At 71.7% G+C, this 15,537-nt stretch carries 13 protein-coding genes and 1 pseudogene; 6 read left to right on the top strand and 8 right to left on the bottom strand.

Annotated features, from left to right (window positions below):
• Positions 1-238 precede the first annotated feature (238 nt).
• From ACGF13_RS38215 to ACGF13_RS38205, 3 genes are all read left to right on the top strand, one after another.
• Positions 239-766, top strand: a complete 528-nt coding sequence (locus ACGF13_RS38215; RefSeq protein ID WP_392884067.1) for a hypothetical protein — start codon at positions 239-241, stop codon at positions 764-766.
• A 181-nt stretch (positions 767-947) separates the two neighbouring features.
• Complete coding sequence (locus tag ACGF13_RS38210) at positions 948-1,880, top strand: hypothetical protein (protein ID WP_392884060.1); 933 nt, start codon at positions 948-950, stop codon at positions 1,878-1,880.
• 191 nt (positions 1,881-2,071) lie between these two features.
• The gene (locus ACGF13_RS38205; protein WP_392884065.1) at positions 2,072-2,257 is read left to right on the top strand and encodes a hypothetical protein; all 186 of its coding nucleotides are present in this window, start codon (positions 2,072-2,074) and stop codon (positions 2,255-2,257) included.
• A gap of 75 nt (positions 2,258-2,332) precedes the next feature.
• Here the strand turns inward: ACGF13_RS38205 and ACGF13_RS38200 are convergent.
• The 6 genes and pseudogenes from ACGF13_RS38200 to ACGF13_RS38175 all read right to left on the bottom strand — a co-directional run.
• A pseudogene (locus tag ACGF13_RS38200) lies at positions 2,333-2,511 on the bottom strand (IS5/IS1182 family transposase); the annotation flags it as partial.
• A 255-nt stretch (positions 2,512-2,766) separates the two neighbouring features.
• Complete coding sequence (locus ACGF13_RS38195) at positions 2,767-4,110, bottom strand: alkaline phosphatase family protein (RefSeq protein WP_392884059.1); 1,344 nt, start codon at positions 4,108-4,110, stop codon at positions 2,767-2,769.
• Between the two features lie 332 nt (positions 4,111-4,442).
• Positions 4,443-6,140, bottom strand: a complete 1,698-nt coding sequence (locus ACGF13_RS38190; RefSeq protein ID WP_392884057.1) for an ABC transporter family substrate-binding protein — start codon at positions 6,138-6,140, stop codon at positions 4,443-4,445.
• Between the two features lie 67 nt (positions 6,141-6,207).
• On the bottom strand, positions 6,208-8,307 hold the full coding sequence (locus tag ACGF13_RS38185; protein ID WP_392884056.1) for a dipeptide ABC transporter ATP-binding protein: 2,100 nt from the start codon (positions 8,305-8,307) through the stop codon (positions 6,208-6,210).
• Positions 8,304-9,302, bottom strand: a complete 999-nt coding sequence (locus ACGF13_RS38180; protein ID WP_392884055.1) for an ABC transporter permease — start codon at positions 9,300-9,302, stop codon at positions 8,304-8,306. Before ACGF13_RS38180 ends, ACGF13_RS38185 begins: the two co-directional genes overlap by 4 nt.
• 1 nt (position 9,303) lies before the next feature.
• On the bottom strand, positions 9,304-10,287 hold the full coding sequence (locus ACGF13_RS38175) for an ABC transporter permease (RefSeq protein ID WP_392884053.1): 984 nt from the start codon (positions 10,285-10,287) through the stop codon (positions 9,304-9,306).
• Between the two features lie 497 nt (positions 10,288-10,784).
• On the opposite strand from ACGF13_RS38175, the gene ACGF13_RS38170 reads away from it, so the two are divergent.
• On the top strand, positions 10,785-11,087 hold the full coding sequence (locus ACGF13_RS38170; RefSeq protein ID WP_392884051.1) for a hypothetical protein: 303 nt from the start codon (positions 10,785-10,787) through the stop codon (positions 11,085-11,087).
• 92 nt (positions 11,088-11,179) lie between these two features.
• Here the strand turns inward: ACGF13_RS38170 and ACGF13_RS38165 are convergent, their stop codons facing one another.
• Both ACGF13_RS38165 and ACGF13_RS38160 read right to left on the bottom strand, forming a co-directional pair.
• Positions 11,180-12,016 (bottom strand): helix-turn-helix domain-containing protein, encoded by an 837-nt coding sequence (locus ACGF13_RS38165; protein ID WP_392884049.1) that lies wholly within the window; start codon positions 12,014-12,016, stop codon positions 11,180-11,182.
• Positions 12,017-12,036: 20 nt separating this feature from the next.
• A complete protein-coding gene (locus ACGF13_RS38160) occupies positions 12,037-12,705 on the bottom strand; it encodes a TetR/AcrR family transcriptional regulator (protein ID WP_392884048.1) in 669 nt (222 codons plus the stop codon).
• A gap of 158 nt (positions 12,706-12,863) precedes the next feature.
• On the opposite strand from ACGF13_RS38160, the gene ACGF13_RS38155 reads away from it, so the two are divergent.
• Both ACGF13_RS38155 and ACGF13_RS38150 read left to right on the top strand, forming a co-directional pair.
• Positions 12,864-13,319 (top strand): cupin, encoded by a 456-nt coding sequence (locus tag ACGF13_RS38155; RefSeq protein ID WP_392884047.1) that lies wholly within the window; start codon positions 12,864-12,866, stop codon positions 13,317-13,319.
• A gap of 300 nt (positions 13,320-13,619) precedes the next feature.
• Positions 13,620-15,482 carry a gamma-glutamyltransferase family protein gene (locus ACGF13_RS38150; RefSeq protein ID WP_392884046.1) on the top strand — a complete coding sequence of 621 codons (1,863 nt, stop codon included), beginning with the start codon at positions 13,620-13,622 and terminating at the stop codon, positions 15,480-15,482.
• Positions 15,483-15,537: the final 55 nt, after the last annotated feature.

Genomic DNA, 15,537 nt, shown 5'->3' with positions numbered 1-15,537 from the left:
CCAGCCGAGCGCCTGGCTAAACTCCTCACGGCCTAGACAACCGACCACGTGTTGCAACGACCGCTAGAAACCGCCGTCGAACTGCCGGGCCCTCGGTGAACTTCCCGAACTCCATCGCGCCCGCCGGGCACCCCTGGCATCATCCGACGTACGACCCGGGAGACCACCGGGGTACGTCACGCGCGGAACATACGGAACACACGGAACACGCGGACGCGGTAGGGCGGGTGGGGATCCGATGGACGGCTGGGCGGGGACTCCGAGCAAGCCGAAGCGGCGGTGGCGGGACTCCCGTACCGCGCGCACCCTCATCGTCCTCGCGGGCCTGCCGCTGGTCGTCCTCGGCTTCGTCCTGTTCGTCGGCACGTACGAGGAGCGCGGCGCCTACCGCACCGCCCCCGTCTGCGGCACTCCGGCGCCCGGGCCGGACGCCGACTGCCTGCTGCTGGAGAGCGGCCAGGTCACGGGGAACGACGACGAACGTCTCCCCGGGCAGCACGTCCCGCAGCTGGGCGAGGGCCTCGGGATCGGTCAGACGGTATCCCCGGACGACGATGTCACCCGTCTCCGTCTCATAGAGCGTCGGGCGCTTCCCGTCTTCGCTGCTGGTGCCGAGGAACTTGAGCTGCATGGAGGACTCCCTCGCGTTCGACGGAGGACCAGGATGCAGCCCGAGGGACAGCACACGGGGCCGTTCGGGAAGACTTCCAGGCCGAGGAGTGAACCGCGGCGGCACGTCATGGTGGTGGCCGTAGCGGCGCGATGAGCACCCACACAAGGGATGACTCACCTTCCAGGCGGTGAGAACCGGCTGGATCGGCTCCCGGGCTTCGCCCGACGAATCGCCTCCGAGGACCAGGTGTTGTGGGTCAGTTGGCCGGGGGCGTCCTTCCCTACCGGCAGCGCCGTGCGCTATGCCTGTCCCATCCGAACGAGGAGGCGCCCTGATGACCACCGCCGGGAACGAGCGCACACCGGGTACGCCCACACAGATGACCTGCTTCGACGACATCTACGACCGACCCGACCCTCGGTCGTACTTTGGCGCTCTGGGGCCGCTGGAGTACCAGACGCCCCAGCACGCCCGGAGTGTCTTCCGCGGTCTCCTGCCGCTGGTCGGCCTTCCCGAAGCCTCCGAAGCCTCCGAAGTCACCGAAGCCCCCGAACGCCCGGCCGACGGCCAGGACGGCGAGCCGCAGGCAAACGTCCTGGACATCTGCTGCTCGTACGGCATCAACGCGGCCCTGCTCAACCACCACGTCACGCTGGACGAGCTGTACAAGCGCTACACATCACCGCAGGTGGCCGACCTGACGACCGCCGAACTGATCGAGTCGGACCGCGAGTACTACGCGGCGCGCCGCCGTCCGGACGCCGTGCCCGTCATCGGCCTCGACATCGCCGCGCAGGCCGTCGCCTACGGCCGAGCCGTCGGCCTGCTCGACGCGGGGTTCGCCGAGAACCTGGAAACCGCCCCGCCCAGCCCGGAGTTGTACCGGGCCACCCGCGGCACCCGCCTGATCACCGTGACCGGCGGGTCGAGCTTCCTGTCCGCCCGCACCTTCCGTCCGCTGCTGGAAGGCCGGCGGGAGCTGCCGTGGGTGGCCGCGTTCGTGCTGCGTACGGGTTCCTACCAGGACATCGCCGACGGGCTGGCCGCCCTGGGCATGACCACGGAGAAGGACACGTCCCGCACCTACCGGCAGCGGTGCTTCACCGACTCCGACGAACAGAGGTACGCCGTCGCCGCGGTGTCTGCGCTCGGCGACGACCCCCGCGGCAAGGAGACCGACGGCTACTTCCACACGGCCCTGCACCTCACCCGGCCCGCCGCGCAGGCGGCGGCCCGTCCGCTGCACGCCCTGCTGCGGGATCGGTGAGCCCGGCCCTCGGCCCGCTCGGGAGTCGTGCCCACCATCCGGTCAGGCCCGTACGCACTCCGACCGCGACGGGGAGGTCAGCGTCGAGTCGGCGGTGCGCGGCGCCGTCCTCGCGGTCCTCGTCGTCCCGTGCCTGCCCGACGACTACACCCCGACCCCGGGGACCGTGGCCCGGGTCGAACGCCCACTTCGTGTTCGACAGCAAGACCGGCGCCGAAGTGTGGGACTACTCGGTCTACCCCGCCGAAGCCGAAGTGCTGTTCCACCGTGACCTCACCTACAAGGTGGACACCCGGAACGAGAACCCGAGGGACTTCTGGAACTTCACCGTCCACGAGGTCCCGACCGACTGGTGTGGAGGGTCCCCCAATGCCTGAGCTGACTCCGGATTCGGCCCGCGAGACCATCGCCGGCCTGGGCACGCACAGGGTGGCCATGACGTGCTCGAACGCGGGCGCGTCGCCGGCCTGTCCGGGCGTGAGGAGGAAGCACAGCGGGCGGCAGCGGCCGTCCGCGGCGAGGTGGATCTTCGTCGTCAGCCCGCCGCGGGAGCGTCCGATGGCGTGATGGGCTGGCTCATCGACCGGGGCCCGTTTTGACGGGCCCCGGCCGCATGCTGGTGGGCGCGCACGGGTCTGGGCCTGCTCAGTGCTCACCCCATGGGCATCCGCGCTGTTCACCCAGCCCCGCACGCCCTGACCATCCGGCTCGACGCCCAGCCCTTCGTCATCCGCCACTGGGCCGAGCGACTGCTGCCTGTCGACCCCGCTGCCCCCGATGAGATCCACGGCATCTGCGGCCTCCGGTTCCGCGCCACCGTGTGGCACCGCCGAATGTGGGCCAGAGTCAACTGTCTGACGCTTCCGGTCGGGGATGTGGCCGGGTGTCAGTGTTCGTTGTCGTCGGTGGTGGGGATGAGGTGGCGCGCGGTCAGTTCTTGGTGGATCCGGAGGAGGTGGGAGGTCTCGGCGGCGGCGGGGTTGGGTCCGGTGGCGGTGGGAGCGGTGATGCCGGCGAGGGGGTCGTCGGTTCGCGGGGTGGTGAGGGTGAGGGCCGCGCCGAGGTCGGGTGCGGCCTTGTCGCGGGCGGTGAGCGGGGGCAGGTTCCAGCGGCGCTGGACGGTTTTGAGGATGGAGGTGTGGTCGATGGGTGTGGTGCCGTCGGGGACGCGTAGGACCGTTGCGGCGGGGATCAGTGGCGAAATGAGGATGGCGGGTACGCGAACGCCGTAGCGGGTGAAGTCGTAGCCGTACTCGCCGGCGGCACTGTCCGGCGGGACGGCGGTGGGCGGGGGTACGTGGTCGTAGCAGCCGCCGTGCTCGTCGTAGGTGACGATCAGCAGGGTCTTGTCCCAGGCGGGGCCCTGGCGCAGGGCGTAGTACACGTCGTGGATGAGCTGTTCGCCGAGGGCGACGTCGTAGTTGGGGTGTTGACTGTTGCCGGTGGAGGACCAGCTGGGCTCGAGGAACGTGAACGGTGGGAGGGCGCCGTTCGCGGCGGCTTTCCGGAAATCGGTGAACAGTCCGAAGTGCGAGGCCGGGGCGGCGTAGATGTCGGGGAAGTTGCCGCGGGTGAGGGGCTGGGCGCAGTAGCCGTAGACGGCCCAGTCGAGGTTGTGGCCGGAGAGCAGGCCGAAGACGGACGGCACGGTGAAGGTGTGGGTGGCGTCGTCCATGTGGCCCTGGCTGGTGGCGGCGCAGGCGAACGCCCGGTTGGGCAGGGTCTCGGTGGGAGCCGAGGAGTACCAGTGGTCGCAGACGGCGTAGCCGCGGGCGAGGGCGGACATCACCGGCAGGGTTTCGGGGCTGAAGCAGCCCATGATGCTCTTGGCGGTGGTGCCGGGAAGGATGGAGCGGCCCTGCTGGGCGCGCAGGGCGAGGGTGGCGGCGAAGTTCGCGACGAAGCCCTGGTTGGTCGCGGCCGGGGCGGGGGAGGCGACGGTGGTGGTGCCGAAGAGCTGCTGGTTGGTGGCCTGGTAGCCCTCGCCGGGGTCGGCGCCGGGCATGTAATACGCGCCAGGGTCGGCCGGCTTGATCCGGAAGACCGGGACCTGCGCGCCGGTCGTATCGGGATTGGACTCACGGCCGGTCAGGCCCTCGTACGGCTGCCCGGATGGGGAGCGGTTGCCCTGATCGGTGTAGAGGAATCCGAGCATGTGGTCGAACGAGCGGTTCTCGAGCATCAGCACCACGATGTGGTCGATCGCTGCGAGCTGGTCGGGGTCGGGCATCGCGTACCTCCTGGGCGACGACTGCCATCATTGTGCAACTGAATGCCATCTCCTGATCGCTCAAAGTAACGCGTGCGGGCCGCCCGCGACGGGTACGCCGAGGCCGCGGCGGGCTGGACGGAGGTGGCCCGGCTGATCGGCGCGGCATTGAAGAAGCTGGACGGCCACACCGCGTAGTCGCTCGACGGCACGGGCGATGCCATTCAGGGCCCCGAACAGGATCCTTCGAACCCACTGGCAGGTACCCCCGGGTGTGCCCGGGACCACCGAGAACCCTGGCCTGTCCGCACCCCGTGCGGGCAGGCCCTCGCACGTCCTGGGCGCCGACGGTGCTACTTCTGCCAGCCGATGGTCTCGGGCAGCGGGCTGTAGAAGATGGTGGCACCGACGTTGGCGAGGCCCTTCCGGATCCCGTAGGTGGAGGGTCCGCTGTACAGCGGCAGGAAGGCGTACTGCTGGAGGGCCTTCTGCTCGACCTTGTTGACGGCCGCGATCTGCTCGCCGAGATCGGCGATCTCCCCGGTGGCGCGGATCTCCCCGTCCAGCTCCGGGGTGCCGGCTCCGGTGATGTTGGAGTCACGGTCCGAGCAGTAGAAGTCGCACAGGTACCGTGCGCCGAAGGGGTCCGTCGAGCGGTTGCCGGAGACGAACAGGTCGAAGCGGCGGTCGCTGAGCACCTTGGAGAAGTCGTTCGAGGAGACCTTGTTGATGTCCACCTTCACGCCGACGGCCTTGAGCATCGCGGTGAACGCTCCGGCGGTGGCCTTCTCGATGGGGTCGTCGCCGAGCAGGGTGTAGCCGAGTGCGAGCTCCTTGCCGTCCTTGGTGCGGATGCCGTTGGCCCCGGGCTTCCAGCCGGCCGCGTCGAGGGTCTTCCGCGCCTCCTGCGGGTCGTACTTCAGTACGGCGGCGACGTTGTCCTGGTAGCCCTGCTGGAAGCTGTAGAGCACCGCCGAGCCGGGCAGCGGCTCGGTGTAGTCGAGGCCCTGGAAGCGGATCTTCGCTATCTGTGCGCGGTCGATGCTCTCCTGCACCGCCTTGCGGACCTGGATGTCACCGAGGAGGGGCGACTTGGTGTTGAGGTACAGCGAGTACTCGAAGGGACTGCCGCCGCTGCGGACCTCGGTGTCCTTGACCGTCTTCACCTGCTTGAGGTTCTCGGCGGTCCCGACGGGGGCGTAGTCGAGTTCGCCGTTCTTGAAGGCGTTGATCGAGGCGGCGCTCTCCAGGTTGACGTAGACGCGCTTGTCGAGCTTGCCCGTCCGGCCCCACCAGGTGGGGTTGCGCACGAAGGTGATGTTGCCGGAGTGGTCGTCCCAGGTGCCCACGGTGTACGGTCCGGTGCCCCATTCGGGGTGGGCCGTCTTGACGTACGCCTTGTTGAAGTTGTCGACGGTGGCGGCCTGGGGGTGCAGGAAGGTGGTGAACAGCGCGGACCAGGAGGCGTTGACGCCCTTGAAGGTGATGACCGCCTGCTTGTCGTCCGCGCCCGGGGTGACGGAGGTGATGCGGTCGTAGCCGTCGGTGGAGGAGGCCGCGTAGTCCTTGTTCGAGCCGTTGTTGGCCTTCCAGGTGGCCTCGATGGCCCGCCAGTCGATCGGGGTGCCGTCGTTGAACACGGCCTTGGGGTTGAGGGTGATGACGACCTTCTGGTCGCCGCCCTCGACCGAGACCTTCACGTCGCTGTAGTAGTCCGGGTTGTACTGGACCTCGCCGGTGGGCGAGTAGGTGATGGCGTCGGCGTTGTACCAGGACCAGATCCGCAGCGCGTTCAGGGTGCCGTTGACGTTGAAGGGGTTGCCCTGCTCGTCGAAGGTCCCCGCGGTGGTGTAGGTGCCGCCGTCCTTGATGTTCTCGTACGGTTGGGGGTTGTAGTCGGTGACCGAGGACGCGACCTGGGCGGCGTTCTTGGCGTCCTGCCCGGAGGAGCCGTCGGTGGAACCGCCGGAGGAGGACGGGGAGGAGCACGCGGTGGCGGCGACCGACACGGCCGCGACCAGCGCGAGAGGCAGGGCGAGCTTGCGACGCATGGGATGTCCTTGGTGGGAATCGGTGAGAAGGGGCGAGAAGGGGTGAGGCGGCGGGGCGGGGCGGGAGTCAGACCGCGTGGCAGGCGTACTGGTGATCCGAGCCGTCCGGGACGCCGACGGTCGCCGGCCGTTCGGTGCGGCAGCGCGTCCGTACGCTCTCGTCGGCCTCCCGGTGGAGCGGGCAGCGGTCGACGAACACGCAGCCCTCGGGCAGCCGGGCGGCGCTGGGCTGCTCGCCCGCGAGGACGATGCGCTCGCGGTGGCGCTCGCGCTCCGGGTCGGGCACCGGGATCGCCGACAGCAGGGCCTTCGTGTACGGGTGCCGGGGCCGGGCGAAGATCTCCTCGGTGGCGCCGGACTCGACGATGTGCCCGAGGTACATCACCGCGATGCGGTCGGAGAAGTAGCGCACCACGGCCAGGTCGTGCGCCACCACCAGGTAGGCCAGGCCCAGTTCGCGCTTCAGCCGGGCGAGCAGGTTGATGATCCCGGCCTGCACGGAGACGTCCAGGGCGGACAGCGGCTCGTCCAGGGCCAGCAGCCTCGGCTCGCGGGCCAGGGCGCGGGCGATGCCGACGCGCTGGCGCTGGCCGCCGGACAGGGCGGCGGGGAAGCGGTCGCCCATGGCGCGGTCCAGACCCACCAGGTCCAGGAGCCGGGTGACCCGGGACCGGATGGCCGTCCGGTCGGCGCCGGTGGCCTGGAGCGGTTCGGCCAGCAGGTCGAAGACGGTCAGCCGGGGGTCCAGGGCGTCCGTCGGATCCTGGAGGACGATCTGGACGTCCCGCCGCAGCTCGCGCACCTGGGCGGCCGACCGCAGCGTGGCGACGTCGGTGCCGGCCACTTCGATGCGGCCGCCCTCGGGTGCGCGCAGCCGCAGCACCTCGCGCAGCGTGGTGGTCTTGCCGCTGCCGGACTCCCCCACCAGGCCCAGGGTTTCGCCCGCGCGCAGTTCGAAGCTGACGTGGTTGACCGCGTGCAGGGTCCCCACCCGGCGCTTGAGCAGGGCCCCCTTGGTGACGGGGAACGTCTTGACCAGGTCCTCGACGCGCAGGACCACGTCGCCGGCGGTCCGCGCCCCGGAGCCGGCCGGTGGCACGGGGGCGGCCTCCCCGGCCGGGTCGAGGCTTCCGTCGGCGATCTCCTGCGCGCGGTGGCAGGCGACGCGGCCGGGCCGCCCGGCCGGTGCGGGCGGGACCGCTTCGGTCGGGTCCGGTGCGGTCAGGTCCGGTTCGGTGGTCCGGCACACGTCCCGGGCCACGGCGCAGCGGGGCGCGAACGGGCAGCCGCTGGGCAGGCCGACCAGGGACGGCGGCTCCCCGCCGATCGGGATCAGGGGCCGTTCGACACCGCTGTCCACGGTCGGGATGCTGGCCAGCAGGCGGGCGGTGTAGGGCATCGTGGGACGGCGGAAGAGCTGGTCGACGCTCGCGTGCTCGACGATCCGTCCGGCGTACATGACGGCGACGTCGTCGGCGTGGCCGGCCACCACGCCCAGGTCGTGGGTGATCAGGACGAGACCGGCGCCGGTTTCGCGCTGGGCCAGGCGCAGCACGTCGAGGATCTGGGCCTGGACGGTGACGTCGAGCGCCGTGGTGGGCTCGTCGGCGACGAGCACCGAGGGTTTGTTGGCGATGGCCAGGGCGATGACGACGCGTTGGCGCATGCCGCCGGAGAACTCGTGCGGGAACGACTTGGCGCGTTCGCGGGGGTCGGGGATGCCGACCAGGTCGAGCAGTTCCACCGCCTGTTCCCAGGCGTCCTTCCTGGACAGCTCCCGGTGCACGCGCAGGGCCTCGGCGAGCAGCCGGCCGACGCTGAAGATGGGCGTGAGCGCGGACAGCGGGTCCTGGAAGACCATGCCGATGTCCTTGCCGCGCACCCGGGAGAGCTCCTTGTCGTCCATCGCCGCCAGGTCGCGCCCGCCCAGCAGGATCCGGCCGCCGAGCCGCGCGGTGGGCGGCAACAGGCCCATGACGGCGAGGGCGGTGGCGGACTTGCCGGAGCCGGACTCGCCGACGATGCCCAGGGTGCGCCCGGGCAGGAGGTCGAAGTCGACGCCGCGCACGGCCTCCACCGGTCCGGCCTCGGAGGGGAAGGAGACGCGCAGGTCGCGTACGGACAGGACGGGCGCGGGCCCGGTGCGGAGGGCGGGTGCGAGGGTCATCGTCGGCCTCCTGCCGCGCCGGTGGTGGACGTGGGGTCGAGGGCGTCGCGCAGGCCGTCGCCGACGAAGGTCATCGACACGGTGAGCAGCACGGTCAGCCCGGCGGGGAAGGCGAAGAGCCAGGGGGCGCTGGTGATGGTGCCCGCGCCGTCGGCGAGCATCGTGCCCAGCGACACGTCCGGGGTCTGGACGCCGAAGCCGAGGAAGGACAGGGCGGTCTCGCTGAGCACGGTGGAGACCACGCCCAGGGTGAGGTTGACGATGAGCAGGGAGCCCAGGTTGGGGATGATGTGGCGCACCACGATGCGCAGGGGGCGCACGCCCATGAACTCCGCGGCGCGCACGTAGTCGCGCTCGCGCAGGGACGTCGACACCGACCAGACCACGCGGGCGGTGGACATCCAGCCGAACACCGTCAGGACGAGGATGAGGACCCGCCAGTCGCCCGCCAGCCGGTGCGAAACCAGGGCGAGGATGAGGAAGGAGGGCACGATCAGCAGGAAGTGGACGAGGGCGAGGGTGGCCTTCTCCACCCGGCCTCCGAAGTAGGCGGCGCCCGCGCCCACGACCGCGGCGATGGCGACGGTCAGCAGGGACACGGTCACCGCGATCACCAGCGAGCGCTGGAGCCCGTGCACGGCGGCGGCATAGACATCGTTGCCGCCCTGGTTGGTGCCGAACCAGTGCTCGGCGCCGGGGGACTGGGTCAGCGCCGAGAAGTCGGCGTCCGCGTAGCCGTACGGGGTGAACAGGCCGCCGAGCGCGCTGAACAGCACGAGCAGCAGGAAGATCACCACACCGGCGACGGCGATTCGGTTGCGCAGGAAGCGGCGCAGGTAGAGGCGGCGCCGGCCCGGATAGCGCCTGTCGTGCCCGTCGTGGCTGTCGTGGCCGCTATGCCCGTTGTGCTCGGTGAGCAGCGGATCGGCGGTCGGCCCGGGGGCGGTGGCGAGGACGCCTTCGGAGGTCCCGTCGGGACTCACAGGGGTGCCCATCTCAGTTCACCCGCACTCTCGGGTCGAGGAGAACGGTGGCGATGTCCGCGAGGATCGCGCCGATCGCGGTCAGGGCGGCGGCGAAGGCGGCGGTCGCCACGGTGCCGTGTACGTCGTTCTTGTTGATGGTCTGGATGAAGTACTGGCCCATGCCGTTCCAGCCGAAGATCGTCTCCGTGAGGACCGCGCCGGTGAAGACGGCCGGGATGCTGAAGGCCACGGACTGGGCGGTGGGAATCAGGGCCGTGCGCAGGGCGTGCCGACGGATCGCCTGGGCGCGGGTGAGCCCGGTGGCCCGGGCGGTGCGCACGAAGTCGGAGCCTATGACGTCCAGCAGCAGGGAGCGCTGGGTGAGGTGGTAGCCCACGTACCCCGTCAGGGTGAGCGTCAGCGTCGGCAGGATCAGGTGCAGCAGCCGGTCGCCGATCGTCGCCCAGAACCCTTCCACGTCGGGCGAGTTCTCTCCCGCGACGTACAGGAAGTGCCAACCCGCGTGTTCGTTCAGCCCGATGGCCAGCAGCACCAGGGCGAGGGCGGCGATGGACACCGGGACGTTGAAGAGCGCCATGGACAGGGCCTGGGCGGCCCGGTCCCGCCAGCCGTACTGGCGCGAGGCGGTGTGGACCGCGAGTGCGACGCCGACGACGACGGACAGGATCGTCGCGCCGATCACCAGTTCGGCGCTGACCAGGGAGCGGTGGCCGATCTCCCCGTTCACCTGGACCCCGACCGGGGAGCGGCCCCAGTCGAAGTGCAGGGCCACCCCGGTCAGCCAGTCCCACCAGCGGTGCAGCAGCGGCTCGTGCGGGTCGAGGTTGTACGGGGCCAGAGCCCGGGAGATCTGCTCCTCAGTGCGGACCGGGCGCAGCTCCTTGAAGTTCGAGCGCGGGTCGAGGAACCAACTGGCCAGGAAGTACGTGGCGTTGGTGGCCGCGGCGATCACCAGGAACCAGCTCACCGCCCTGCGGGTCACATACCGGAGCACGGACGGCACCTCCCCACCGGATGCGGCGGGTGAGGCTGGGGAGCGCCGGGTCTGGGGCAGGTACGCATGCGGGTGGAACTTCCTCGATCCAGGGGGTGGTTGCACGACCGTGCAGTGGCCAGTCTGTGTGTGGGCGACACGTGACACCAGGGATCAAGGCATCTGGACACGAAGACGAAACACCCCCGCAGCAGACGGAGGTGTTCGCGTCACGTTCCCGCCGAATTCGCAGGTGGGAGGGGTTGTAGGGGCTGCACCGCCGGTCGGTCACCGCCGGTCGGTCATCCCCGGTCGGTCACCGCCGGTCGGTCATCCCCGGCCGGTCGCGATCCGGCCCAGCAGGGCGGCGAGTCGCCGGGGCATGGAGAGGAACGGCGAGTGGCTGCTCGGCCTCGGCCTCGGGAACGTCGGCGAAGAGGATACGCCGGGAGTCCCGGTAGGGCGGGGCCTGACCGTCCCAGGGGGACCATGCGCACCCGTACCACCGCCGTCGTGCGGTGACGGCCGCGTTCGTGGACGGGCTCGCCGACGGCGTGGCGGACGCCGTGGCCGGCGGGGCCGACCTGCTGCTCACCGCCTTCGCCCCGTCGCCGTTCAGTCTGACGGTGGGGGAGGCCCACGGCGTGCCCGTCCTCGGCACGTACCTCACGCCCGCCTTCGCCACCAGGGAGTTCCCGCTGCCCGGCCCCGCCGGCGGCGGGGACCTGGGACCGGAGGGCAACCTCGCCGCCGGCCAGGAGCGGCTGCGGAGCGCGGAGCTCTCCGCCCGGGCGGGGGCGGACCACGGTGCGAGCCGGTGAGCGGTCGGGTGCGGGTTCAGGGATCTGCGGTCAGGGGCCAGGACGCGGCGGGCGGTGACGCGGCAGGCCGGGGGCGCGGCGGCGCGCGCCCGTCACGGCGTCTCGGCCGACGCGACGGTGCGTGCCAGTCGGTGCAGGGCGGACTCGGAATCCGACCCCGGCACCGCCGTGTACGCCACGATCACCAGGTCGGAATGGTCGGCAGGGTGCAGCGCCGACGCGGACAGCCGCAGCGGGCCGCTCACCCGGGGGGAGGCGAGCAGCAGCGTCGCATGGGCCTGTTCCAGCACCACCTGCTCGTCCCAGAACCGCCGGAACACCGGGCTGTGCTCGCGCAGTTCGCCGATCTCGCGGGCGAGCGCGGCATCCCGGGGCCGTCTGCCGACCTCGGTGCGCAGCAGGCCCACGGTCTCCCGGGCCTTGGCCTCCCAGTCGACGTAGAGCCGGCGCACGCGCGGATCGGTGAAGACCAGCCGGCCGACGGTGCGCTCCTGCGGGCGCAGGCGCCCGAAGTCGAGGAAGACGGCGGCGGCGAGCCGGTTCCAGGCGAGGATGGCGCCGCCCGGGCCGACCAGGTACGCGGGGGTGAGGGCCATCGAGTCGAGTACCGCTTGCAGGTCCGACCGTCGATCGTCCGGAAGGCGGGGCACGTCGGTGCCGGCCGGCCGGGCCAGGCTGCGCAGGTAGCGGCGTTCCCCCGGGCTGAGCCGCAGGGCCTCGCAGACCGCGTCGAGGATGCCGTCGGAGACGCATGACGCGTTCCCCCGCTCCAGGCGGGTGTAGTGCTCCACGCTCATCGCCGCGAGGTCGGCGACCTCCTCCCGGCGCAGTCCGCTGACCCTGCGGGTGCCGTGGACGGGGAGTCCGACCTCGCGGTCGGTCCGGCTGCCGTTCGCCGGTGTGGAGGGCGTGGACGACGTCCTTGCCAAGGTGCGACGCCGTCACCCGCTCAGCGTGCGGTGAGGAGGCCGTCCACCAGGGAGCGGAGTCCGTCCCGGTAGGTGTCCTGGGCGGTCAGTGGCTCCCAGCGGTCCGCGAGCTGTGCCAGGCGGGGCAGATCGCTCGGGTCGAGGTCGGCGAAGACCTGCTGCCGATAGGTCGGGCGGTCAACCCCCGTGCGGCGCCGGGTCGCTGTCGTGCGGACCATGATCTCTCCGGCGGTGTAGTACCAGATCGCGCGGTAGCCCCGCGCGGCCCCTTCGAGCGACAGGCCGCAGGCGATCAGGCCGTCGATGATCTGCTCGACGAACCACAGGGCGTGGGCGGACATCAGGTCGTCGGCGGTCAGCACCTCCACGATCCAGGGGCAGGCGGCGAGCGCCTCGTGGATCGCTGTTGCGGCAGCGACCACCCGCTCCCGGGGTTCGGTCGGCAGTTCGGTCCGGTGCAGTGTCCGCGAGGCGTAGTCGTCCAGCAGGAGGACGAGCAGATCCTCCTTGTTGCGGACGTGGTGGTAGAGCGCCATCGGCGTGCTGCCGATCTCCGCGGCCAAGCGTCGCATGGTCAGCCTCTCGACACCTTCCTCGGTCACGATCCGGCGAGCCGTCCCGATGACCTCCCCCCGGGAGATGCGGGGCGGCCGGCCGGTGGCCTTGCGGGGTGCGGAGGGCTGCTGCATGCCCTCCATCATCCCCCAGGCCTCGACAACGCAGAGCCTCCGGTCTACTTTACTTACATGTACAAAAACTAGGGGGCGTCCGGGCCCGGGCGGTCGCGCCCGCGACCTGTCCCGTGCCTCGCTGCCGCCACGGAGAACCGACTGGAAGGAACGCCCTCATGACGACGATCCCGATCACGTCCGTCGACCTGTTCGCCTCGGCGCTGTACATCCACCCCGACGGGAGGGCCCGAGCCGCCGAACGTCGGATGGCCGGCATCGACTCCGATGCCTGGCAGATCGCGACGTTCCACGTGGAGACCGACGCCGACGTCCATGCCGACCACTGGGAGATGCACCCCGAGGCCGAGGAAGCGGTGTGCTGTCTGGCCGGCGGTGTCCGCCTCTACTTCCGTCCCACCACGCCCGGTGACGCCGAGGACATGGTGCGGCTGCCGGCCGGTACCGCCGTGATCGTCCCGCGCGGCCGCTGGCACCGGCTGGAACTCGACGCCCCCAGCGACCTGATGTCGATCACCCTGCGCAGGGGCACGCTCCTCGAACCGCGCACCGATGCCCTTGCCGGGGGGACCGGAGTGCGGCACCCCATGCATGACGGCAGCGCGCCGGCCTGACGAGCGGTACGGCGTCGCATGCGGCAGCCGAGGACGCCGCATGCGACGCCGGGCGCCGCGGTCCGCCGGTGGGCTGTCCGGAGGCGAGCGGCAGGTCGGCACCGCGCTGCGGCGGCATCATCGACGACGCCGACGCGGACCGCCGACTCGTCTCCCGCCCGGGGCGCCGTGGACCAGCGGCATCAGAACTCAACGTTCCCGTGGAAAGCCGTCAGGGACGGGGACTCGGGTGGGCTTTCAAGCCGGTCGGTCGCCGGGTAGGGATCCCTGGAAGCCGGGCCGAACCCAAGGAGGACTCGCATGTTCACCACCCGTCCGACCCTGCAGGGCACCTTCGGCATGGCGGCCTCGTCCCACTGGCTGGCCACCGCGGCGGCGACGGCGGTGCTGGAGGACGGCGGGAACGCCTTCGACGCCGCCGTGGCCGCGGGGTTCACGCTCCAGGTCGTCGAACCGCACATGAACGGCCCGGCCGGCGAGGTGCCGATCATCCTCGCGCCGGCCGGGGGACGTCCGCAGGTGCTCTGCGGCCAGGGCGGAGCACCCGCCGCGGCCACCATCGGGCACTACACCGCGCTCGGTCTGGACGAGGTACCCGGCACCGGGCCGCTGGCCGCCACCGTCCCCGGCGCCTTCGACGCCTGGCTGCTGCTGCTCCGCGACCACGGCACCAAACGGCTGTCCGAGGTGCTCCGGTACGCCATCGGCCATGCGGAACACGGCCACCCGGCGCTGCCGGCCATCGGGGCGGCGGTCACGGCGGTCCGCGGGCAGTTCGAGCGGCACTGGCCGAGCTCGGCCGCGCTCTACCTGCCGGACGGCCGTCCGCCGGCCGCGGGCGCGCTGCTGCGCAACGTCCGTCTCGCCGACACCTGGAGGCGGCTGCTGGCGGAGGCGGAGGCCGCCGGGGCGGGGCGGGAGCAGCAGATCGACGCGGCGCGGCGGGTCTGGCGACAGGGGTTCGTCGCGGCCGCGCTGGCCGAGTTCGCCGCGCGCCCGGCGATGGACACCTCCGGCGTGCCGCACGCCGGGGTGCTCACGGGCGACGATCTCGCGGCCTTCGAGGCGACGTACGAGGAGCCGGTCAGCCACGAGTGGGGCGGCTGGACGGTCTGCAAGCCCGGGCTGTGGAGCCAGGGGCCGATCTTCCTCCAGCAACTCGCCCTGCTGCCGGACGACTTCGGGTCGAAAGGCCCGCAGTACGGCGGAGCGGAGTACCTCCACACGCTGATCGAGGGCGGCAAGCTGGCCATGGCCGACCGGGAGGCCTGGTACGGCGACAACCCCGAACACACCGGCGTCACCGTGGCCGACCTGCTCGATCCCGCCTACAACGCCGAACGCCGCTCGCTGATCGGCGAGTTCGCCTCCGCCGAGCTTCGCCCCGGCCGGCCCGGCGGTCGGCCGCCACGACTCGGCCGACGCGCCGTCTCCGCCCCGGGGGCCGGTGACTGGGCGATGGCGCTCGGCGGCGGCGAGCCAACCGGCCCCGGCGGCCCGGGCGGCCCCGGCGATCTGTGGGGCCAGGGTGGTTTGACCACCGCCGCCGACGGGGCCACCAGCGGCGACACCTGCCACGTCGACGTGGTCGACCGCTGGGGCAACATGGTCTCCGCCACACCCAGCGGCGGCTGGCTGCAGTCCAGCCCCGTCGTCCCGGACCTGGGATTCCCGCTCGGGACGCGACTCCAGATGGCGCGGCTCGAACCGGGACTGCCCAACTCCCTCGCCCCCGGCCGCCGTCCGCGCACGACGCTGTCCCCCTCGTTGGCACTGTGGGACGGCGAGCCGGTGCTGGCCTTCGGCACACCGGGCGGCGACGCCCAGGACCAGTGGACCCTGCACTTCTTCCTGGCCGTCGCCCTCCGCCCGGCCGTGCGCGGCGGCCTCGACCTCCAGGGCGCCGTCGACGCCCCGAACTGGCACCAGGAGAGCTTCCCGTCCTCCTTCCACCCCCATGCCATGGACCCGGCCCGGGTCGTCGTCGAGGCGCGGATCGGCGACGCCGCCATCGCCGAGCTGCGCCGACGCCGGCACCGGGTGCGGGTCGCCGGGCCGTGGAGCGAGGGTCGCGTCTGCGCGGTGGCCCGCGATCCGCGCACCGGGCTCCTGTCGGCCGCCGCGGACCCGCGGGGCATGCAGGCCTACGCGGCCGGACGGTGACGGGCGCCGCCGGCCCGAGCACGTACTACCCGGTGCCGTGACGACACTTGCGGGC

The organism is Kitasatospora sp. NPDC048286, from assembly GCF_043201735.1.
In the GTDB taxonomy this organism is placed as follows: Bacteria; Actinomycetota; Actinomycetes; order Streptomycetales; family Streptomycetaceae; genus Kitasatospora.
This window is presented reverse-complemented; position numbering and strand designations above follow the sequence as displayed.